20 protein-coding genes, 1 pseudogene and 1 riboswitch are annotated in these 18,313 nt (G+C 64.0%); of the genes and pseudogenes, 5 read left to right on the forward strand and 16 right to left on the reverse strand.

Annotated elements, in window-relative coordinates; all coding sequences use genetic code 11:
- Nucleotides 1-212: 212 nt before the first annotated feature.
- Both AC0L3B_RS08790 and AC0L3B_RS08795 read right to left on the reverse strand, forming a co-directional pair.
- Complete coding sequence (locus tag AC0L3B_RS08790) at nucleotides 213-473, reverse strand: hypothetical protein (RefSeq protein WP_007613673.1); 261 nt, start codon at nucleotides 471-473, stop codon at nucleotides 213-215.
- A gap of 151 nt (nucleotides 474-624) precedes the next feature.
- A complete protein-coding gene (locus AC0L3B_RS08795) occupies nucleotides 625-1,011 on the reverse strand; it encodes a RidA family protein (RefSeq protein WP_018454145.1) in 387 nt (128 codons plus the stop codon).
- 448 nt (nucleotides 1,012-1,459) lie between these two features.
- On the opposite strand from AC0L3B_RS08795, the gene AC0L3B_RS08800 reads away from it, so the two are divergent.
- Both AC0L3B_RS08800 and AC0L3B_RS08805 read left to right on the forward strand, forming a co-directional pair.
- Nucleotides 1,460-1,894 carry a hypothetical protein gene (locus AC0L3B_RS08800; protein WP_018454147.1) on the forward strand — a complete coding sequence of 145 codons (435 nt, stop codon included), beginning with the start codon at nucleotides 1,460-1,462 and terminating at the stop codon, nucleotides 1,892-1,894.
- Between the two features lie 110 nt (nucleotides 1,895-2,004).
- Nucleotides 2,005-2,733 (forward strand): SDR family oxidoreductase, encoded by a 729-nt coding sequence (locus tag AC0L3B_RS08805; protein WP_085351856.1) that lies wholly within the window; start codon nucleotides 2,005-2,007, stop codon nucleotides 2,731-2,733.
- Here AC0L3B_RS08805 and AC0L3B_RS08810 read toward each other — a convergent pair.
- The gene (locus AC0L3B_RS08810) at nucleotides 2,730-3,383 is read right to left on the reverse strand and encodes a glutathione S-transferase family protein (protein ID WP_473380298.1); all 654 of its coding nucleotides are present in this window, start codon (nucleotides 3,381-3,383) and stop codon (nucleotides 2,730-2,732) included. The two genes, AC0L3B_RS08805 and AC0L3B_RS08810, sit on opposite strands and share 4 nt — an antisense overlap.
- Before the next feature lie 266 nt (nucleotides 3,384-3,649).
- Here AC0L3B_RS08810 and AC0L3B_RS08815 point away from each other — a divergent pair, with 266 nt between their 5' ends.
- Nucleotides 3,650-4,087, forward strand: coding sequence for a VOC family protein (locus AC0L3B_RS08815; protein ID WP_085349134.1), 438 nt, complete (start codon nucleotides 3,650-3,652; stop codon nucleotides 4,085-4,087).
- Between the two features lie 161 nt (nucleotides 4,088-4,248).
- Here AC0L3B_RS08815 and AC0L3B_RS08820 read toward each other — a convergent pair.
- The 8 genes and pseudogenes from AC0L3B_RS08820 to AC0L3B_RS08855 form a co-directional block, all read right to left on the reverse strand.
- A pseudogene (locus AC0L3B_RS08820) lies at nucleotides 4,249-4,756 on the reverse strand (mismatch-specific DNA-glycosylase).
- 296 nt (nucleotides 4,757-5,052) lie between these two features.
- Nucleotides 5,053-5,361, reverse strand: coding sequence for a hypothetical protein (locus AC0L3B_RS08825; protein WP_247294958.1), 309 nt, complete (start codon nucleotides 5,359-5,361; stop codon nucleotides 5,053-5,055).
- 123 nt (nucleotides 5,362-5,484) lie between these two features.
- Nucleotides 5,485-7,383 (reverse strand): phosphomethylpyrimidine synthase ThiC, encoded by a 1,899-nt coding sequence (gene thiC, locus AC0L3B_RS08830; RefSeq protein ID WP_247294956.1) that lies wholly within the window; start codon nucleotides 7,381-7,383, stop codon nucleotides 5,485-5,487.
- Between the two features lie 202 nt (nucleotides 7,384-7,585).
- Nucleotides 7,586-8,194 carry a thiamine phosphate synthase gene (locus tag AC0L3B_RS08835; protein ID WP_085349131.1) on the reverse strand — a complete coding sequence of 203 codons (609 nt, stop codon included), beginning with the start codon at nucleotides 8,192-8,194 and terminating at the stop codon, nucleotides 7,586-7,588.
- Nucleotides 8,181-8,963 (reverse strand): thiazole synthase, encoded by a 783-nt coding sequence (locus AC0L3B_RS08840; protein WP_473380299.1) that lies wholly within the window; start codon nucleotides 8,961-8,963, stop codon nucleotides 8,181-8,183. Before AC0L3B_RS08840 ends, AC0L3B_RS08835 begins: the two co-directional genes overlap by 14 nt.
- Nucleotides 8,964-9,135: 172 nt before the next feature.
- Complete coding sequence (gene thiS / locus AC0L3B_RS08845) at nucleotides 9,136-9,333, reverse strand: sulfur carrier protein ThiS (protein ID WP_085361443.1); 198 nt, start codon at nucleotides 9,331-9,333, stop codon at nucleotides 9,136-9,138.
- Nucleotides 9,324-10,349, reverse strand: a complete 1,026-nt coding sequence (locus AC0L3B_RS08850) for an FAD-dependent oxidoreductase (RefSeq protein WP_473380300.1) — start codon at nucleotides 10,347-10,349, stop codon at nucleotides 9,324-9,326. The genes thiS and AC0L3B_RS08850 overlap by 10 nt, the downstream gene beginning before the upstream one ends.
- Nucleotides 10,337-10,465, reverse strand: a riboswitch (TPP riboswitch). (Overlaps the previous gene by 13 nt.)
- A 52-nt stretch (nucleotides 10,466-10,517) precedes the next feature.
- The gene (locus AC0L3B_RS08855) at nucleotides 10,518-11,066 is read right to left on the reverse strand and encodes a transglycosylase SLT domain-containing protein (protein ID WP_473380301.1); all 549 of its coding nucleotides are present in this window, start codon (nucleotides 11,064-11,066) and stop codon (nucleotides 10,518-10,520) included.
- A gap of 235 nt (nucleotides 11,067-11,301) precedes the next feature.
- Here AC0L3B_RS08855 and AC0L3B_RS08860 point away from each other — a divergent pair, with 235 nt between their 5' ends.
- Nucleotides 11,302-11,517: a hypothetical protein gene (locus AC0L3B_RS08860; RefSeq protein ID WP_018454159.1), complete on the forward strand. Its 216-nt coding sequence runs from the start codon at nucleotides 11,302-11,304 to the stop codon at nucleotides 11,515-11,517.
- A gap of 372 nt (nucleotides 11,518-11,889) precedes the next feature.
- Nucleotides 11,890-12,435, forward strand: a complete 546-nt coding sequence (locus AC0L3B_RS08865; RefSeq protein WP_018454160.1) for a PRC-barrel domain-containing protein — start codon at nucleotides 11,890-11,892, stop codon at nucleotides 12,433-12,435.
- 101 nt (nucleotides 12,436-12,536) lie between these two features.
- On the opposite strand, the gene AC0L3B_RS08870 is transcribed toward AC0L3B_RS08865, so the two are convergent.
- From AC0L3B_RS08870 to AC0L3B_RS08890, 5 genes are all read right to left on the reverse strand, one after another.
- Nucleotides 12,537-13,748, reverse strand: a complete 1,212-nt coding sequence (locus AC0L3B_RS08870) for an ABC transporter substrate-binding protein (RefSeq protein WP_018454161.1) — start codon at nucleotides 13,746-13,748, stop codon at nucleotides 12,537-12,539.
- Nucleotides 13,749-13,905: 157 nt separating this feature from the next.
- On the reverse strand, nucleotides 13,906-14,736 hold the full coding sequence (locus AC0L3B_RS08875; protein ID WP_018454162.1) for an ABC transporter permease: 831 nt from the start codon (nucleotides 14,734-14,736) through the stop codon (nucleotides 13,906-13,908).
- Complete coding sequence (locus tag AC0L3B_RS08880) at nucleotides 14,733-15,995, reverse strand: ABC transporter permease (RefSeq protein ID WP_247294943.1); 1,263 nt, start codon at nucleotides 15,993-15,995, stop codon at nucleotides 14,733-14,735. The genes AC0L3B_RS08875 and AC0L3B_RS08880 overlap by 4 nt, the downstream gene beginning before the upstream one ends.
- Nucleotides 15,996-16,028: 33 nt before the next feature.
- The gene (locus AC0L3B_RS08885; protein ID WP_085361438.1) at nucleotides 16,029-17,078 is read right to left on the reverse strand and encodes an ABC transporter substrate-binding protein; all 1,050 of its coding nucleotides are present in this window, start codon (nucleotides 17,076-17,078) and stop codon (nucleotides 16,029-16,031) included.
- A gap of 87 nt (nucleotides 17,079-17,165) precedes the next feature.
- Nucleotides 17,166-18,305, reverse strand: coding sequence for an ABC transporter ATP-binding protein (locus AC0L3B_RS08890; protein WP_085361437.1), 1,140 nt, complete (start codon nucleotides 18,303-18,305; stop codon nucleotides 17,166-17,168).
- Between the last annotated feature and the right edge of the window lie 8 nt (nucleotides 18,306-18,313).

Raw genomic sequence — 18,313 nt, forward strand, 5'->3', positions numbered from 1 at the left:
CGCTTCGCTCATCCGGGCTACGGACGTCAGACTTGGAGTCGGACGCTGGTGCGCCCCGGACAAGATGTGAGTGGGTCCGCCAGCAGGCCAGGTTCAAAGCGGGTGCGCGGAAAGACGCGCGATTTCGGCCGAAAAACCAGCGGCGCGTCCAAAAGAAAAGGGCGGACCGCTTGCGCGATCCGCCCTTTGAAATCCGGTCTGTCGCCTCACGCCTAAAGCGTGCAGCGGCGCTCCGCGCGAAGCTTGATCTGGAGCTCCGAGGCGGCCGTGAAGGTCGGGAGCGGCTTGCTGACGACCTTGTAGGTCGACACGCCCCACTGGAACGGCTTGTACTTGAGGTCCTCGTTCCAGACCTGGCAAATGCCGGTGTTGTCCCAGCGGATCACGTAATAGCCGACTGCCGCAGAGGCCGGCACGGCGAACACGGAGGTGGCGATGCCGGCAACGGCACAAAGGGCGAGAACGCGACGCATGAAATATCTCCTGATGGGAACGTGAGAGGAAACTGGTGCGGCAAATCTGCGTGGCTGGCAAGCGGGGCGGCGACCGTTCACGGATATGTCAGCCGTTGGTCGGCTGTTCGGACGACCCTTATCCCTTGACTATCGCCTGACGATCACACGTCTAACTCTTGGCCAGCGACGCCACCGCCTCGATCTCGATCAGCATCTTCGGATCGGGCAGTGCGTGGACCACGCAGGTGGTGCGGGCAGGGTAAGGCGGCGGGCCGAAGGCGCCGGCATAGAGCGCGTTCATGGCGGCCACGTCGGAGGCGCGGGTCAGCAGCACGTTGACCTTGACGAGATCGCGGATCTCGGCGCCGGCCTCCGCCAGCACGCGCTTGATGTTGATGGCGACATTGGCGAACTGCGCCTCGAAGCCGTCGGGCAGCGCGCCGTTCGCGTCGAAGCCGGGAATGCCGGAGACGAACAGGAGATCGCCTGCGCGCGTGGCAAAGGACAGCGGCGGCGCCTTGACGTGCGGCGGGGGCGCGAAATGCTGGATCGGCATGGGATCACCTCGGATGGAGGGCTGGAAGCGCAAGCGTAGCGGCAGCTCGGGGCGCCTCCAACAAAAAACGCGAAAACAACCCCATGCACAGTAGGCATCTAGCAGGAATCATTGAGCTTTCTTTTTCACTTCGGGAAAAACAAAATAATCGTTGCTCCGTCGGGCAAAACAGGGGCAGAATGGCATGATGGCGGGTGAGCGTCTTGTCGCGCCAAACTCCGCCGTCATGCCCCGGCTCGACCGGGGCATCCAGTACGCCGCGGTTTCGGTTCACTATCGCTCTCTCTGGAATACTGGATCACCCGGTTGAACCGGGCGATGACAGTTGGGTGTGTTGCTACAGACCGCGACTCACGCCCATCCCATCATGTTGCCGCCCCGATCCATCGGATAGATTCCGCTCGTTCGATTCGTTTCCCTCCTTGAAGAATAGCCCCCGGAGACTCCCATGAAGTTCGCATCCACCCTCCGCGCCGCGCTGGTCGGCATTGCCGCGCTTGCCGGCCTCTCGACCTCGGCTCTGGCCGACGGCGGCACCGTGGTGCTGACGATCTACAAGGCGGGCTGGATCATCGGCGGCTCCGGCGGCTCGGGCGTGCTGAACTTCCGCGGCCGCGCCTATTCGCTCTCGACCGGCGGGCTCGACTACGGCCTCGTCTTCGGCGGCTCCAAGACCGTGCTGCGCGGCCGCGTCTCCAACATCAACCGGCCCTCCGACATCGCCGGCGTCTATGGCGCCGCCGGTGCGGGCATCGCAGTGGGCCGCGGCGCGCGTGCGATCGTGCTGACCAACCAGAAGGGCGCCGTGCTCGAGCTGTCCGGCACGCAGGTCGGCCTGATGGCGAATGCGGATCTGAGCGGGCTTGCGATCACGCTGCGGTAAGGCCGAGGGGGAAATGGGGCGCAAGCGCCGCGCCCACCATCTCTTCCCGACAATTCCGGCCGGGGTCGCTATACTCACGATCCCAGTGACCTCGGCAAGATGGGGATCCCATGGCGAGAGAGTTGGACGGCAAGGTGGCGGCCGTGACCGGGGCTGCGTCGGGCATCGGATTGGCCAGCACCGAGGCGATGCTGGCCGCCGGCGCGCGCGTGGTGATGGTCGACCGCGATGAGGCCGCGCTGAAGGCGCTCCGCGACAAGCACGGCGACGCGGTGATCCCGCTGCTCATCGATCTGCTGGACCCAAAAGACTGTGCAACGGTGCTGCCGCGCGTTCTGGAGCAGGCCGGCCAGCTCGATATCCTGCATGCGAATGCCGGGACGTATGTCGGTGGCGATCTGGTCGATGCCGACACCATGGCGATCGACCGGATGCTGAACCTGAATGTCAACGTCGTGATGAAGAACGTACACGACGTGCTGCCGCACATGATCGCGCGCGGGACCGGCGACATCATCGTCACGAGCTCGCTGGCGGCGCATTTTCCCACGCCATGGGAGCCGGTCTATGCGTCGTCCAAATGGGCGGTGAACTGCTTCGTCCAGACGGTGCGGCGCCAGGTCTTCAAGCACGGCATCCGCGTCGGCTCGATTTCGCCCGGTCCGGTCGTCAGCGCCTTGCTCGCGGACTGGCCGCCGGAGAAGCTGAAGGAAGCCAGGGACTCGGGAAGCCTGCTGGAGGCCGGCGACGTGGCTGAGGTCGTGATGTTCATGCTGACGCGGCCGCGCGGCATGACCATCCGCGACGTGGTGATGCTGCCGACCAATTTCGATCTTTAGGGCGCCAAGCGTGCCCCGGTGAACACCGCCAATTGCGCATCGAACGCCCGCCTGAACGCGGGCCGCGCTTCGCCGCGAGCCACATAGGCGGCGATATCGAGATATTCATCCAGCATGCCTGATGCGTTCAACCTGCGCAGCACCGTCACCATCATGAGATCGCCGGCGCTGAACGCACCGTCGAGCCAGTTGGCATCGCCGAGTTGGCGGGACAATTCACCGAGCCTGACACGGACGCGATCCTGCAGCATGGGCAGCCGCTCCGCGTACCAGCTCTTGTCGCGCTCGAACAGCATGGCCATCCCGAGCTCGACGATCGGCGGCTCCAGCGTGCTCAGCGCAGCAAACATCCAGGCGATCGCGCGGGCCCGGGCGTGCGGCTCCGTCGGCAGCAGCCCGGCGTGACGCTCGGCGATATGGAGCACGATCGCGCCGGACTCGAACAGGGCGAGATCGCCGTGCTCGTAGGTCGGAATCTGCCCGAATGGATGCAGGGCGAGATGCGCGGGTTCTTTCATCGCTTGGAACGAAACCAGACGCACGTCGTAAGGCTGGCCGACCTCTTCGAGCGCCCAGCGCACCCGCATGTCGCGGGCTTGCCCCTTGCCGCGGTCGGGCGAGCTTTCGAAGGCGGTGATGGTGGGGGGCATCGGGAGGGGCTCCGGGGTTGATCGCGTTTTGCGTTCGGAGGACGAATGGAATGAGTGGATTCCGACAGGTTAATGCGTTTTCGTGGACCCCGTAGGCCGCATGAGCGATAGCGATATGCGGGGCAGCTGCCGGCCCCGGATGTCGCTGTCGCTCATCCGGGCTACAAGAAAATCCCGCCGCCGCTGTCGGAACGTCCCTACCTGCCACGTCCTTGGAACATCGGCGCGCCGCCGCGCGCCCGCCCGAGGCGAAAGGATATCCGTTCATGACCTCCATCACGCCGTTTCTCTGGTTCGACAACAACGTGCCGGCGGCCGTCGCCTTCTACAAATCGGTGTTTCCCAACGCCAAGGTTGAGACCGTCAGCGACTTCATGGCGGTGTTCGAGCTCGAAGGCCAGCGCTTCAACGCGCTCAACGGGGGCCCGCAATACAAGTTCAACGAAGCGGTGTCGTTCTTCATCAGCGTGGAGACGCAAGCGGAAGTCGATTATTTCTGGGACAGGCTCACCGCCGACGGCGGCGAAGAATCCCGCTGCGGCTGGCTCAAGGACAGGTTCGGGCTGTCCTGGCAGGTGATCCCATCAGCGCTCGGCCGCTACCTCGGCGACCCCGACCGCAGCAAGGCGAACCGCGTCATGCAGGCGATGATGCAGATGAGAAAGATCGTGATTGCGGATTTGGATAGGGCGTATGCTGGGTGAGGCAGGTGCCCGTGCCCCGGACGCAGCGCATCGCGCCGCTCTTCGCGGCGTGGTGCGCTGCAGAGGGGCCCATGCCGCATCCGTGCCGGAGCTTCTGGGTCCCGGGTCTGCGCTTCGCTTGCCCGGGACACGCGAGCAGGCCAAAGCGGGGACACTCTCGACTATTCCGTTGCAGCGATCCACGCCGCAAGCTCGCGCCACGGCTCCAGCGTCCAATGCCCGGACGCCGCGCCGGACGGCGAGGGCAGCACGAACATCTCGGGCAGACTCTCATCCCGCAGCTGCCGCCCCAGCGCAATCCCGCTTGACGGCCTGCCATAAAACAAGCTCGCCGCCTTCTTGCTCGTGAACGCAATTGTCCTTGGCTGATACTTTTCGATCTTGGCCCTGAACCCCGGCACGTCGATCGTCTCCGCCGCGATCTGGTGATCCATCCCGGCGCCCGATTTGGAAAGATCGGTGAAGCCGATCCCGAGATCGAGCAAGCTTGCGAACTGGCCCGGCTGATAGCGCCGCGGCGTGATCCCGGCCTCATGAATCGCGCGCCAGAAGCGAGGCGTAATAGTGCCCGAGCTCGGCCGACCGCGTCGAGGCGGCGGTGCCGACGAAGACGAGACGGAGGTTGGGAAGGAGCTGGTCGGGGAGGCGGTGAGGGGATGTATCGGGCACGTCAATTATCCGCGGCTGTAGCCCGCATGAACGGAGTGATATGCGGGGCGGCAAAGACCCGGATGTCGCTGCGCTCATCCGGGCTACGCTTGCCCGCGCTAGTCCGATTTGCGCGTCACACGCACCGCCCGAGCCGCATCTAACTCATAAACTCCGTCGGTGCAGTGGTCTGTCAAAAGATCGAGGCTGAATGATACCCAAGAGTCTCCAATTGCAGACCATGCTTCGCCGGTAAGTTTGGTTTCGTGGACATTGATACTGCGGAAGCTATCCCACGAAATCCGCGGACTAATCCATCACAGGTCATCTGACCGAACCGCGCTAAAATCGACCAACCCTTGGAAAACCACCAGTCCAAGAGCCGGTACCGCAATCACTTGTCCGGTGTCACTTGCAATGCGATCTCGAATGGCGTGGTGTTCCGGATCGATAATGCAAGTATCGCCACACGCGACAACGATCACGTCCCTTCCGTTGGGATGATCGAGCACAGTGGTGCAATCGAAGATGCCTCCCACGAAATTGCCGATCCATGGATCGGAACCCTTGGGATAGAAGCGGACAACCAAACCTTCCCGAAATTCGCGCTCACCGTGTCCGGTCAAAGAGATGGCCGGAGGTCCGTACGGTGGTAGTCCTGGTAGTATTTCAGACCGCATGGGCCGTTCGCATTGCGTTTCCAACTTTGGGGGCGACGATCGTCGCCCCCAAAGTTCGCACGGGCCCGCTCACAACACCCGATTGCTCTCCTTCACCTTCTCCGCATCCAGATACAAGTTCTCGCCCATCTCCTTGAACTTCGCGCTCATCTTAGCCATGCCGTCCTCGGCGGTGCCGCTCATCGACATGCCCACGCCGTTCGGGTCGTTCAGCGTCGCCGCGTAGTCGCGGACGTCCTGCGTGATCTTCATCGAGCAGAATTTTGGGCCGCACATCGAGCAGAAATGCGCGACCTTGTGGGCTTCCTTCGGCAGGGTCTCGTCGTGGAAGTTCTTGGCGGTCTCGGGGTCGAGGCCGAGGTTGAACTGGTCGCTCCAGCGGAAGTCGAAACGGGCGCGGGAGAGCGCGTCGTCGCGCAGCTGGGCTGCCGGGTGACCCTTGGCGAGATCGGAGGCGTGGGCGGCGATCTTGTAGGTGATGACGCCGACCTTGACGTCGTTGCGATCGGGCAGGCCGAGATGCTCCTTCGGCGTGACGTAGCAGAGCATGGCGCAGCCGAACCAGCCGATCATGGCGGCGCCGATGCCCGAGGTGATGTGGTCGTAGCCCGGCGCGATGTCGGTGGTCAGGGGCCCGAGGGTGTAGAACGGCGCTTCGCCGCATTCCTTGAGCTGCTTGTCCATGTTGATCTTGATCTTGTGCATCGGCACGTGGCCGGGGCCTTCGATCATGACCTGGCAGCCCTTGTCCCACGCGATCTTGGTGAGTTCTCCGAGCGTCTCCAATTCGGCGAATTGCGCGCGATCGTTGGCATCGGCGATCGAGCCCGGACGCAGGCCGTCGCCGAGCGAGAACGAGACGTCATACTTGCGCATGAGATCGCAGATCTCGTCGAAATGGGTGTAGAGGAAGCTTTCCTTGTGATGCGCCAGGCACCACTTGGCCATGATCGAGCCGCCGCGCGACACGATGCCGGTGACGCGGTTGGCGGTGAGGTGGATGTATTGCAGGCGCACGCCGGCGTGGATGGTGAAATAGTCGACGCCCTGCTCGCACTGCTCGATCAGCGTGTCCTTGTAGAGCTCCCAGGTCAGCTTGACCGGATCGCCGTCGCACTTCTCCAGCGCCTGATAGATCGGAACGGTGCCGATCGGCACCGGCGCGTTGCGCAAAATCCATTCGCGGGTGGTGTGGATGTTGCGCCCGGTCGAGAGGTCCATCACGGTATCGGCGCCCCAGCGGATCGCCCACACCATCTTCTCAACCTCTTCCTCGACCGATGACGTCACCGCCGAGTTGCCGATATTGGCGTTGATCTTGGTCAGGAAGTTGCGGCCGATGATCATTGGCTCGAGTTCGGCGTGGTTGATGTTGCAGGGGATGATGGCACGTCCCCGCGCGATCTCGCTGCGGACGAACTCCGGGGTGATGAAGGCGGGCACTTCCGCGCCAAAGCTTTCGCCGTCGGCAAGGGCTGCTTCCGCACGCTCGAGCTGCTCCTTGCGGCCGAGATTTTCGCGTGCCGCGACGTAGATCATCTCCTTGGTGATGATGCCGGCACGGGCGAATTCGAGCTGCGTAATCTTGTGGCCGTCGCGGCCGCGCAGCGGCTGGTGATAGGCCGAGAAGGCGCGCGCGGCCTTGTCGGTGGAGACGCTGCCATTGTCCTCCGGCTTGATCTGCCGGCCCTGATATTCCTCGACGCCGCCGCGCTCCAGCACCCAGGCCTTGCGGCCGCGCGCCAGACCGGCGTTGACGTCGATGGTCACGCTAGGGTCGGTGTAGGGGCCGGAGGTGTCGTACACCGGCAGGTTCGGTTCGCCGGCGCCTTCGGACAGGATGATCTCGCGCAGCGGCACGCGCAGGTCGGGCGCGGCATCGGGCGAGGCGAAGATTTTTCGCGACGAGGGCAGCGGGCCGGTGGTGACGGCGGGGACGGTCTTGTCGGGATTGGAGCGGATGTTCATGGGATCCTCCGGTTTAATTCGTTGATGTCGCTATGCGAGAGGCAAATTCGGCTGTCATCCCCGCCTAGTGCGCAATTGCGCACGGGAGCGGGGATCCAGTACTCCGAGACGGTGCGGCTCAAGCCGAGAAGCCGCGGCGTACGGGATCGCCCGGTCGAGCCGGGCGATGACAGTGGCGTGCGGGGTGAGAGAGTGAGGCGCATCACGCCGCCTCCGCGGACAGGCCGAGCCATTGCCGCACCCGCGCATCCGGGTCGGCATTCTGGGTGACGTCGCTGACGACGGCGATGGAATCCGCGCCCGCGGCAAAGATCTCCGCGGCGTGCTCGAACTTGATGCCGCCGATCGCGACCAGCGGGATGTGGCCTACGCGCTTCTTCCATTCCGTGATCTTCGGAATGCCCTGCGGTTCGAAACGCATCGATTTGAGCGTGGTGAAGAAGATCGGGCCCAGCGCGACATAGTCGGGCTCGGCGGCAAGCGCGGTGTCCAGCTCCGCATCGTCGTGGGTGGAGACGCCGAGCGACAAGCCGGCCTCGCGGATGGCAGCGAGGTCGGCGTCGGCAAGGTCCTCCTGGCCGAGATGCAGATATTTTGCGCCGGCGACGATCGCCGCGCGCCAATAGTCGTTGACGACGAGCTTGGCTTGCGTGCCCGCGGTGATCGCCAGCGCGTCGGTGACCATCTGCAGCGATTGCGAGTCGTCGAGGTCCTTTGCGCGCAGCTGGATGGTGCCGACGCCGAGCTTGGTCAGGCGCTCGACCCAGGCGAGGCTGTCGACGACGGGATAAAAGCGATCAGGATACGGCATGCCAGAACGGTGTCCCAACGACAGGGGTGGAAGGGGAGGCGAAATCGCGGGCGTTCATCAGCCCGGCCTCAAAAGCGGTGCGGCCGGCCTCGATCCCGAGGCGGAAGGCATTGGCCATAGCAACGGGATCGGTGGCTTTTGCGATGGCGGTGTTGAGCAGCACGGCGTCGTAGCCGAGCTCGAGCGCCTGCGCCGCATGCGACGGCGCGCCGATGCCGGCGTCGACCACCAGCGTGATGTCAGGCAGCCGCTCGCGCATCAGCTTGAGCGCGTCGCGGTTGGTGATGCCTTTTGCGCTGCCGATCGGCGCGGCCCAGGGCATCACCACCTTGCAGCCGGCATCGACCAGGCGGTTCGCGACCGAGAGATCCTCGGTGCAATAGGGGAACACCTCAAAGCCGTCCTTGATCAGGAGGCTTGCGGCTTCGACAAGCCCGACCACATCGGGCTGCAGCGTGTCGTTGTCGGCGATGACTTCGAGCTTGATCCAGGATGTGCCAAACAATTCGCGTGCGAGCTTGGCGGTGGTCACTGCCTCGCGCACGCTGCGGCAGCCGGCGGTGTTCGGCAGCACGGTGACGTCGAGCTCGCGGATCAGATTCCAGAACGCATCGCCGGTCTTGCCGCCGGCGGATTCGCGCCGCAGCGACACCGTGACGATGTTCGAGCCCGAGGCGCGGATCGCCGCCTGCATGATCGCAGGCGAGGGATAGAGCGCGCTGCCGATGAGGAGGCGGGAGGGGAAGGTCTTGCCGTAGAAGGTCACCATGGGGAAGGTGTCTCCTCAATTGACGCTGTCATCCTCGCGAAGGCGGGGATCCAGTATTCCAGAGGCCGTGCGATGATACGGAGGCGCCGCGGCGTACTGGATCGCCCGGTCGAGCCGGGCGATGACAGCGGAGTGTGTGGCGCGCGCCAAGGCGATAAATGGAGAGCCATCTTCACCCTCCCTGCCGCGGCGTGATGATCTCGATCTCGTCGCCGGGCTTCAGCGCCGTCTCGGCCCAGCGGCTCTTCGGCACGACGTCGTAGTTGAGCGCGATCGCGAAATGGGTGCCTTCGTAGTCGAGCTCGCTGAGCAGCGCGTCGACGCTGGCCGAATTCACGTCGCGTTGCTCGCCGTTCACGATCACGCGCATTGCATCACCTCATTGTCGATCTGGCCGCGCTCGACAAAGCTCAGCGTCAGCTCGGCCAGCGCCGGGGCGATCAAGAAGCCGTGTCGGTAGAGGCCGTTCACGCTGATCGTGCCGTCACGGATGCCGATGCGCGGCAAATTGTCGGGAAAAGCGGGGCGCAGGCCGGAGCCGAATTCGACGATGCGGGCCTCGCCGAAGGCGGGGTGCACGGCATAGGCTGCGCCCAACAGCTCCAGCGCCGAACGCACGCTGACGCTGGTGTCCTCGGCCTCGATCGAGGTCGCGCCCAACATGAATAGATTGTCCTCGCGCGGGATCACATAGAGCGGCCAGCGCGGATGGATCAGCCGCACCGGGCGCGCGAGCTGCACCTCGGCGGTCTCGATCAGGATCATCTCGCCCTTGACGCCGCGCAAGCCGGGCTGCTCGTCGCGCGCAGAAAGGCCGCGGCAGTCGATCACGATGCCTTCAGGATCAAGTTTTGCGAGTTCGGCCGCGGCGACGTCGCTTTCGAACTTGATGGTGCCGCCGGCGGCGCGGATGCGCTCGTGCAGTTTCGGGAGCACGCGGCGCGGCTCGACATGGCCCTCGGTCGGAAAGAACAGCGCGTCGCGGAAGCGGCCTTCGAGCGACGGCTCGAGCTCGGCAAGGCCGGCGGCATCGAGCCGGCGATGGCCCTCGGTCATCCGGGCAAAACGCTCGAAATCGCTGCGCTCGCGCGGGTGGGCGACGACCAGCGAGCCGTTGAAGGGCGTGTCGGGCAGCTCGCGCCGCCAGATGTCGAGCGAGCGCAGGCCGAGCCTGGAGATGATCGGTTCGGAAACTTCCGCCTCGCAATAGGGCGCGAGCATGCCGCCGGCCCAATGGCTGGTGGCGTCGGTCATGTCGGCGTCACCGCGCTCGTGCAGGGTGACGGCGTGGCCGGCCTGCGCGAACAGCAAGGCCTGCCAGGCGCCCGCAATGCCTGCGCCGATGATGGATACCGGGGAATCCGGTCGCTTGGTCGTCTGCAACATCCCTGTCCCTTCGCCGGCATGACCCGGATCAGGTTCAAAGGGTCACCGCGGTCCTGGGCGGATTTGCCCATTTAGCGGTATCTCAGCTCCTCCTCGGAGCACCCCTCGGAACGGCTCTAATGTATGCCAGCAGGACTGGGTGGTCAACGCGCTTGGCGGGAACCGGGCTTACCTGGGCGCCTGTGCCCGGGCGTTGCGGACGCGCTGGGCGAGCTTGCGGTGCGGCGCGGCGCCGAATATCGGCTGCGGATTGCCGTTCGGCTCAAGCCAAGGGGAGCCCATATTGGCCTCGCTCGTATTGGCGACCTGCACGGCCTCCTGCCGTTGCCGCTTTGCGGCGTAGTAATAGCCGCCGGCGAAATAACGCACGGCGCGGGCGTGATCGCCATTGGCGGCGTGATAGGCGCCGGCGAGATATTTCACAGCATAGGTGAGATTGGTGTTGGGATCGCGCAGGCCGGCGGCGTCGCCGGTGTAGCCGACCCCGCGCGCGGTCGCGAGCTTGATCTGCATCAGCCCGATGGTGCCGCCATGGCCGACCAGGCCCGGCTGATAGCGGCTTTCGCGCATGATGACGCGATGCACCAGCGCCTCCGGCACGCCGTTGGCGCGGGCATGGGCCGCGACCATTTCGGCGTACTCCGCTTGGCCCGCGAGTGCGGCCTGCGGCAACGTCAGTCCGGCCGCGAGCAGCGCGGCGACACGTAAAATTTTCATCGAATGTTCCTCGGCACCGCTCACCTGCGCCCGCTCGCGTTAGGCCCCGCGAACGCGGCGATGATGTGGCGAAACGCCTCCGATTACGTTTTTGCAGCGCAGAGCCGTCATTCGGACGCAAGGCCGGCGTAGGGATTGTCTTGCAGACGAAGCCGTCATTCGCGACAGCGGGCCTGTCTATTCGCGTGCGGGCCCGAAAGCGAGTAAGAGAGCGGCGCAAATCGGGAGAGGTGCCATGACAAAAGCAAACGTGGTGAAGGCACACATCGGCGACATTCCCAGGCAAAATCCCTGTGCGCAATGCGGCGCGCCGATCCCGCAACCTGATTGGATCGAGGCGGGCGACGGACGCATCTCCTATCTTTGGACATGCCGTGCTTGCAATTATCGCTTCGAGGCGGTTGCGATTTTTGATGAGGGAGCCGTCGCGCACCCGCCGCTTGCGGCCTGAGGTTTAGTCTTCGGGCATGATCTTTTCGGAAAACCGCTGCACACTTTGCGCTGGCGCGGCCCTTCGGGTCCGGATCATGGCTTAAGCCGCAAGCTGCGGCTGCTGCCGTACCGGCAATTGCATCCGCACGATCAGCCCATGCGGCTCCCGGTCGTGCAGTGACAGCTCGCCGCCGTGGGCGATCGCGATCGCGCGCACCGCATGAACTTATCGACGAAATCGTGCGCTGCGAAATGTTCCTGAGTGACTTAGGAACAATTGAACGCAGCCCAGATGATCGCGCAGCACGCGGCGAAATTGCAGCACGCGCGGAACTGGGACTGATCCGAGCTGTTTTCTCCGCACAAGTTTTCTGCTGAAGGAGAGGACAATATGTTGATGAAATCGATCGCGGCCGGTCTTGCCGGTACCGCACTGCTCGCAACCGTTGCGTTCGCGCAAAATCCGACCGCCACCACCGACAAGGCGCCGGCTGCCGCGGCGACGACGACCACCACGACCGCGTCGGGACAGTGGCGTACGTCCAAGATGGACGGCATCAAGGTCTATAACGACGCCAATGAGAACATCGGCTCGATCAACGATCTGCTGATGGACAAGAGCGGTAACATCAAGATCGCTGTGATCGGCGTCGGCGGCTTCCTCGGCCTGGGCGAGCATCTGGTTGCGGTGCCCTTTGAGAAGCTGAAATTCGTCAACGAGGCGGTTGCCTACACCGGCGCTGCCGGGAACAACCCGAACAGCGCAGCCAACCGGCCCGCGGCGACTACCACGACGGGTGCCGCGACCGGCACCGACAACAAGCCCGCGACGACAACGACGGCCACGTCCGCGTCGAAATGGTATCCGGACCACGCCGTGTTCAATGCGAGCAAGGACGAGCTGAAGAACATGCCCGAGTTCAAATACTCGGAGTAACGCGGCTCTGAACGGCTAAACGAAGCGCGCCCGGTTTTTACCGGGCGCGCTGTCGTGCTCTTCCCAACCTCTCCCCGCAAGCGGGAAGAGGGAGAAGAACTTCAGTGCGTCACCAGCGGGCAGCCGCCCTTGTCGAGCGGACGGAAGGCCTCGTCGCCGGGCACGGTGGCGATCAGCTTGTAGAGGTCCCACTCGCCCTTGGAGTCCTCGGGCTTCTTGACCTCGAACAGATACATGTCGTGGACCATGCGGCCGTCGATGCGGATCTTGCCGTTCTTGGCGAAGAAGTCGTTGACCGGTGTCTTGCGCATCTGCTCCATCACCTTCGGTGCCTCGTCGGTCTTGATGGCGTCGATCGCCTTCAGGTAATGCATGGTCGCGGAATAGAGCCCCGCCTGGATCATGGTCGGCATGTGACCGACCTTCTCGTTGAAGCGCTTGGAGAAGGCGCGCGTCTCCTCGTTGGTGTCCCAGTAGAACGCGTCGGTGATGATCAGGCCTTGCGTCGACTTGATGCCGAGCGAATGAACGTCGGTGATCTCCATGAGCAAGGCGATCATCTTCTGGCCGCCCTCCGTCAGGCCGAACTCGGCCGCCTGTTTCAGCGCATTGGTGGTGTCGCCGCCGGCATTGGCCAGTGCGACCACCTTGGCCTTGGAGGCCTGGGCCTGGAGCAGGAAGGAGGAGAAGTCCGACGAGTTGAGCGGATGGCGGACCTCGCCGAGCACCTTGCCGCCGCTCTCCTTGACGACGTTGGCGGCGTCGCGCTGCAGCGCCATGCCGAAGGCGTAGTCGGCGGTGACGAAGAACCAGGTGTCCTCGCCGCGCTTGACCATCGCCTTGCCGGCGACGTTCGACAGCGCATAGGTGTCGTAGGTCCAGTGCACCGTGTTGGGCGAGCAGGCGACGCCCGTGATATCGGATGAGCCGCCGCCGGAATTGATGTGGATCTTGTTCTTCTCGCGCGTCAACGCCGAGATCGGCAGCGCCACCGACGAGGTCGGCACGTCGAAGATCGCGTCGACCTTGTCGTTGTCGTACCAGTTGCGGGCGATGTTGACGCCGACGTCGGGCTTGTTCTGGTGATCGGCGGAGACCACCTGCACGGGCTTGCCCGCGACTTTGGCACCGTAATCGGCGACCGCCATCTCCACGGCGGCGAGCGAGCCCTTGCCGGTCGCGTCCGCATAGAGGCTCGACATGTCCGTGAGCACGCCGATCTTGACGACGTCGTCGGAAATCTGCGCCTGGGCGGCGCCTGACGTGGCGGCGAGCGCGAGACCGGCCGCGATCGCGGCGATGAGCTTTTGCATTTTGTTTCTCCCTCAGCGTTGTTGTTTGGGTTTTGTTGCGGGGACCGTTCTAACGACAATCTGTCCCCGGAGCAAAGCCCGAGAATGCGCGAGGAGGGTTGAGAAATAAGCAGGGCGCGGCAGTGTTTTCACCCTCTCCCCGGGAGAAGGAAGAAGCTCACGCGCTGCTGCCCTTGAGCCGTTCGTTGCGCCGGCGCAGGCCTTCCAGGGTGGCGAGCAGGATGACCGAGACCGTCGTCAGGATCACCGCTGCCGCCGTGATGGTCGGGCTGATGTTCTCGCGGATGCCGCTGAACATCTCGCGCGGCAGGGTGCGCTGCTCGGGACCTGCCATGAACAGCACGATCACCACCTCATCGAAGCTGGTCGCGAAGGCGAACAGGGCCCCCGATGCCACGCCGGGCAGGATCAGCGGCAGGATCACGCGGCGGAAGGCGTCAAGCGGCGAGGCACCGAGCGAGGCGGCAGCGCGGGCCAGATTGGTGTCGAAGCTCTGCAGCGTCGCGCCGACCGTGATGACGACGAAGGGCGTCGCCAGAGCGGTGTGGGCCAGGATCAGGCCGAGATAGCTGCCGGTCAATCCGATCGGCGCGAAGAAGAAATAGAGACCGACCGCGGTGATGACCCCGGGCACGACGACCGGCGACAGCACGAAAGCCAGCACGAGCGGCTTGAACCGGCTCTTCCACTGCGCCAGCCCCAACGCCGCCAGCGTGCCGAGCACCATCGACAGCAGGGTCGAGGCGACACCGATGATCATGCTGTTCTTCAGCGAATTCATCCAGCGCGGCGAATTGATGAAGTCGTCGTACCAGCGCAGCGAGAGGCCCGGCAGCGGATAGGTGAGGTACGAGCCCGAGCTGAACGACAGCGGCATGATCGCAAGGATCGGCGCAATCAGGAAGATGAACACCAGCGTGGAGATCACGATGGTCGCGGTCCACGCAATGCGCTGGCTCGGCGTGCGGATGGAGGAATTGTCGCTCAATTCTTCATCCCTCCCGTGACCTGCTGTCCCTGCACCAGCTTTCCGTAGACGAGCGCGAGCAGAATAGTGGCGAGCAGCAGCACCGCACCCAGTGCCGAAGCAAGGCCCCAATTGGCCGTCTCGGTCGTGTAGAGCGCGATGAAGTAGCTGATCATCTGATCGGCGGCGCCCCCGACGAGTGCTGGCGTGATGTAATAGCCGAGCGCCAGGATGAAGACGAGCAGGCTTCCCGCGCCGATGCCGGGCAGCGTCTGAGGCAGGTAGATCCGCAGGAAGGCGGTGAGCGGCGGCGCGCCGAGCGAGGCGGCGGCACGCATGTAAGCCGGCGAGATCGCCTTCATGCTGCTGTACAGCGGCAGGATCATGAATGGCAGGAGAACGTGGGTCATGGCCACGCAGACACCAAAGCGGTTGTAGATCAGGCGCAACGGCTCGTCGATGATGCCAAGCCAGAGCAGGCTGTCGTTCACGACGCCTTTGCCCTGCAACAGAACGATCCAGGCGCAGGTGCGGACCAGAAGCGACGTCCAGAACGGCAGCAGGACGAAGATCATCAGCAAATTCGACCGGCCGGGCGGCAGCGCCGCCAGCAGGTAGGCGACCGGGAAGCCAAGGATCAGGCACAGCACCGTGACACTGAGGCTGATGAGGAAGGTGCGGACGAAAACGTCGCGGTAGATGGCCTGATCGGGCGGAGCTGCGACAATCGCGCCGTCCACGTTCCGCGTCAGATCGAGCGCCGACAAAAGATAGAAGCCGGTCACGGGGCCACTGGCGTCCTTGATCGTGGTCCAGGTGGCGCGTTCGCGCCAGGCCGGGTTGATCTTGCCCAGCGTCTCCCTCGCCGTGCCGGGCTCGGGCGCAGTCTTCAGATTGCGTGCGGTGCTGGTCAGGATCGTGCGGAAGCCGTTCAGTGCGTAGTTGAGCCGCTTGGCCGCAATCGCAATGGTGCCGGAATCGCGCGCCGCCATGATGTCGCCCGCCAGCGCCGCGTAGGCCTTTTCGTCCGGCAGATCCCTGCCGTCCCAACTGGCGAGAGCCGCGATGGTCTGAGGCAGAACCAGACGCACCTCGCGGTCATCGACGGCACGCCACAGCATGCCGGCGATGGGCCCAGCGAAGGTGAAGAGCAGGAAGACGAGAAGCGGCAGAACCAGCGCCAATGCTTTGACCTGGCGTGCTCGCTCCGCCCGCCGCAATCGGCGCTTGAGCGGCACCTCGGTCGGGCCATGGGCGCCGGTCAAGAGCGCATCCGTCATTGGTCTAACCTTGGGTCGAGCTTTGTGGGGACGCTATTTCGCGGCCCATTTGTTGAAGCGCTCGGTCAGGCGGTCGATGTTCTCGAGCCAGAAGGCAACATTGATCTCCACCGCATTCTTGATGTTGTCAGGCGCTGTCGGCAGGTCCTTCAGAACAGCAGGCGCGAGCAGGGCGGCTGCGTCCTTGTTCGAGGTGCCATAAGCAATGTTCTCCGACAGTTTCGACTGGTTCTCAGCCTTGCCGACGAAGTCCAGGAACTTGTAGGCCGCGTCCTTGTTCGGGCTGCCTTTCAGGATCACCCAAGTGTCGAGGGTGAAGAGCGCTCCGTCCCAGACCATGCCAAAATTCTTCTTCTCGTTCTTGTTCGCGGTGTCGATGCGGCCATTGTAGACCGAGGTCATTGCCACCTCGCCGGAGGCGAGCAATTGCGGCGGCTGAGCGCCGGCCTTCCACCAGACGATGTCGCCCTTGATGGTGTCCAGCTTCTTGAACGCGCGCTCGACGCCCTCGTCGGTCGCCAGCACCTTGTAGACGTCCTTTGGCGCGACGCCGTCGGCCATGAGGGCGATCTCCAGCGTGGTCTTCGGCCCCTGACGCAGGGCACGCTTGCCCGGGATCTTCTTGGTGTCGAAGAAGTCGGCCCAGCCCTTCGGGGCCTCCTTGAGCTTGTCCTTGTCGTAGCCGAGAACGAAATCGTAGAGGATGGCGCCGACGCCGCAAGGATTGACCGACGGTGGGATATAGGCGGCCTCGCCGCCGATCTTCGAATAGTCGAGCTTTTCGAACAGGCCTTCCTCGCAGCCAACCGCCAGCTCGTCGCTCTCGACCTGGACGACGTCCCAGGTGGCGGCACCACCCTGCACCTTGGCGCGCAACACGCCGACGCCGCCGTCCCAGGACTCGTCATTCAAGGGAACACCGGTCGCTTTCTTGAAGGGCTCGAAATAGACCTTCTTCTGGGCATCCTGATAGGCGCCGCCCCACGACACAACGGTGAGGTCACGCGCCTGCGCGACCGTGGCCAGCGTCGCGCTGGCGGTGAATGCCGCGGCGAAACCCAGAATAATCTTGCGCTTCAGCATGGTCTTTGTTCCTTCTTCTTCACGTGACTTGCGTTGAGCTTGGTTGGTCCAGGTCCGCCCGCCTTGGAGCGATGCTGCATGGTTGGATCAGACGGGATCGAGGGCCAGGCAATCCTCCGGGCGGAAGGTGATGAACACGTCATCGCCAGGTCTCAGGCTGCCAGCTGTAAGGCTGCCAGCTCTCAGGCTGTCATGTGTCCCCGGCTGAAGCTTGACCATGAACTCCTTGTTGTCGGCGACGTCGAGCACGGCCAGCGCGTGGTCGCCGAGATAGATGGTGTTCTGCACCTTGGCCGGCAGTCGGTTCGGTTCGTCGCTGGAGATGCCATCCGGGATAATGGCGATCCGCTCCGGCCGCACCGACAGCGAGGTCGATGCGCCCGCGCCTGATACGTTGACGGCTCGTGCGGTCACGGCGCCGCCGCCAGCCAGCGCAACTCGGCAATATTCTTTCTCGACCGTCTCGACGGTGCCGGCCAGCACATTGTTCTCGCCGATGAAATGGGCGACGAAGCTGTTCACCGGATGCTCATACAGCGCGGCGGGCCTGTCGATCTGCTGCACGATGCCGTCGTTGAATACGGCGATGCGATCCGACATGGTGAGCGCTTCACTTTGATCGTGGGTGACGTAGACGACGGTGATGCCCATCGTCTCGTGCAGTTGCTTGATCTCCAGTTGCATCTGCTCCCGCAGGCGCTTGTCCAGGGCGCCCAGCGGCTCGTCCATCAGCACGAGTTGCGGATTGAAAACAAGGGCGCGGGCCAGTGCCACGCGCTGCTGTTGACCGCCGGACAGCTGCCCGGGCCGCCGCTGCGCCAGAGTTTCCATCTTGATCATGCGCAATGCCGCTTTGACACGATCCTGCGCTTCGGCCTTGTTCGTGTTGCGAACGGAGAGCGGGAAGGCGATATTCTCCGCAATCGTCAGGTGCGGAAACAGGGCATAGTTCTGGAACACCATGCCGATGTCGCGCTTGTGTGCCGGCACGTTCTTGATCGGTCGGTCCGCGAGGAAGATCTCGCCATGGGTCGGAACCTCGAAACCCGCCAGCATCATCAGGGTGGTCGTCTTGCCCGAGCCCGACGGACCAAGCAGGGTGACGAACTCGCCCTTCCTGATGTCGAGATCGAGGTTTTTCACCACGAGGTGCTCGCCATCATAGGTCTTCTGAATGCCGGAAAAGCGCACCAGCGCCGGCGCAGGCGTAACCATGCCGGCTTCCATGTCGTCCT

Source organism: Bradyrhizobium sp. Kon56 (assembly GCF_055807635.1).

What these genes read in the sequence shown, in the direction of transcription:
- thiS (WP_085361443.1), bottom strand. Translation starts at nt 9,333, where the DNA reads ATGCGCGTGATCGTGAACGGCGAGCAACGCGACGTGAATTCGGCCAGC.
- AC0L3B_RS08855 (WP_473380301.1), bottom strand. Translation starts at nt 11,066, where the DNA reads ATGAAAATTTTACGTGTCGCCGCGCTGCTCGCGGCCGGACTGACGTTG.
- AC0L3B_RS08860 (WP_018454159.1), top strand. Translation starts at nt 11,302, where the DNA reads ATGACAAAAGCAAACGTGGTGAAGGCACACATCGGCGACATTCCCAGG.
- AC0L3B_RS08890 (WP_085361437.1), bottom strand. Translation starts at nt 18,305, where the DNA reads ATGGAAGCCGGCATGGTTACGCCTGCGCCGGCGCTGGTGCGCTTTTCC.
- AC0L3B_RS08790 (WP_007613673.1), bottom strand. Translation starts at nt 473, where the DNA reads ATGCGTCGCGTTCTCGCCCTTTGTGCCGTTGCCGGCATCGCCACCTCC.
- AC0L3B_RS08800 (WP_018454147.1), top strand. Translation starts at nt 1,460, where the DNA reads ATGAAGTTCGCATCCACCCTCCGCGCCGCGCTGGTCGGCATTGCCGCG.
- AC0L3B_RS08815 (WP_085349134.1), top strand. Translation starts at nt 3,650, where the DNA reads ATGACCTCCATCACGCCGTTTCTCTGGTTCGACAACAACGTGCCGGCG.
- AC0L3B_RS08880 (WP_247294943.1), bottom strand. Translation starts at nt 15,995, where the DNA reads ATGACGGATGCGCTCTTGACCGGCGCCCATGGCCCGACCGAGGTGCCG.
- AC0L3B_RS08805 (WP_085351856.1), top strand. Translation starts at nt 2,005, where the DNA reads ATGGCGAGAGAGTTGGACGGCAAGGTGGCGGCCGTGACCGGGGCTGCG.
- AC0L3B_RS08835 (WP_085349131.1), bottom strand. Translation starts at nt 8,194, where the DNA reads ATGCCGTATCCTGATCGCTTTTATCCCGTCGTCGACAGCCTCGCCTGG.
- AC0L3B_RS08870 (WP_018454161.1), bottom strand. Translation starts at nt 13,748, where the DNA reads ATGCAAAAGCTCATCGCCGCGATCGCGGCCGGTCTCGCGCTCGCCGCC.
- AC0L3B_RS08850 (WP_473380300.1), bottom strand. Translation starts at nt 10,349, where the DNA reads ATGTTGCAGACGACCAAGCGACCGGATTCCCCGGTATCCATCATCGGC.
- AC0L3B_RS08885 (WP_085361438.1), bottom strand. Translation starts at nt 17,078, where the DNA reads ATGCTGAAGCGCAAGATTATTCTGGGTTTCGCCGCGGCATTCACCGCC.
- AC0L3B_RS08840 (WP_473380299.1), bottom strand. Translation starts at nt 8,963, where the DNA reads ATGGTGACCTTCTACGGCAAGACCTTCCCCTCCCGCCTCCTCATCGGC.
- AC0L3B_RS08810 (WP_473380298.1), bottom strand. Translation starts at nt 3,383, where the DNA reads ATGCCCCCCACCATCACCGCCTTCGAAAGCTCGCCCGACCGCGGCAAG.
- AC0L3B_RS08795 (WP_018454145.1), bottom strand. Translation starts at nt 1,011, where the DNA reads ATGCCGATCCAGCATTTCGCGCCCCCGCCGCACGTCAAGGCGCCGCCG.
- AC0L3B_RS08865 (WP_018454160.1), top strand. Translation starts at nt 11,890, where the DNA reads ATGTTGATGAAATCGATCGCGGCCGGTCTTGCCGGTACCGCACTGCTC.
- thiC (WP_247294956.1), bottom strand. Translation starts at nt 7,383, where the DNA reads ATGAACATCCGCTCCAATCCCGACAAGACCGTCCCCGCCGTCACCACC.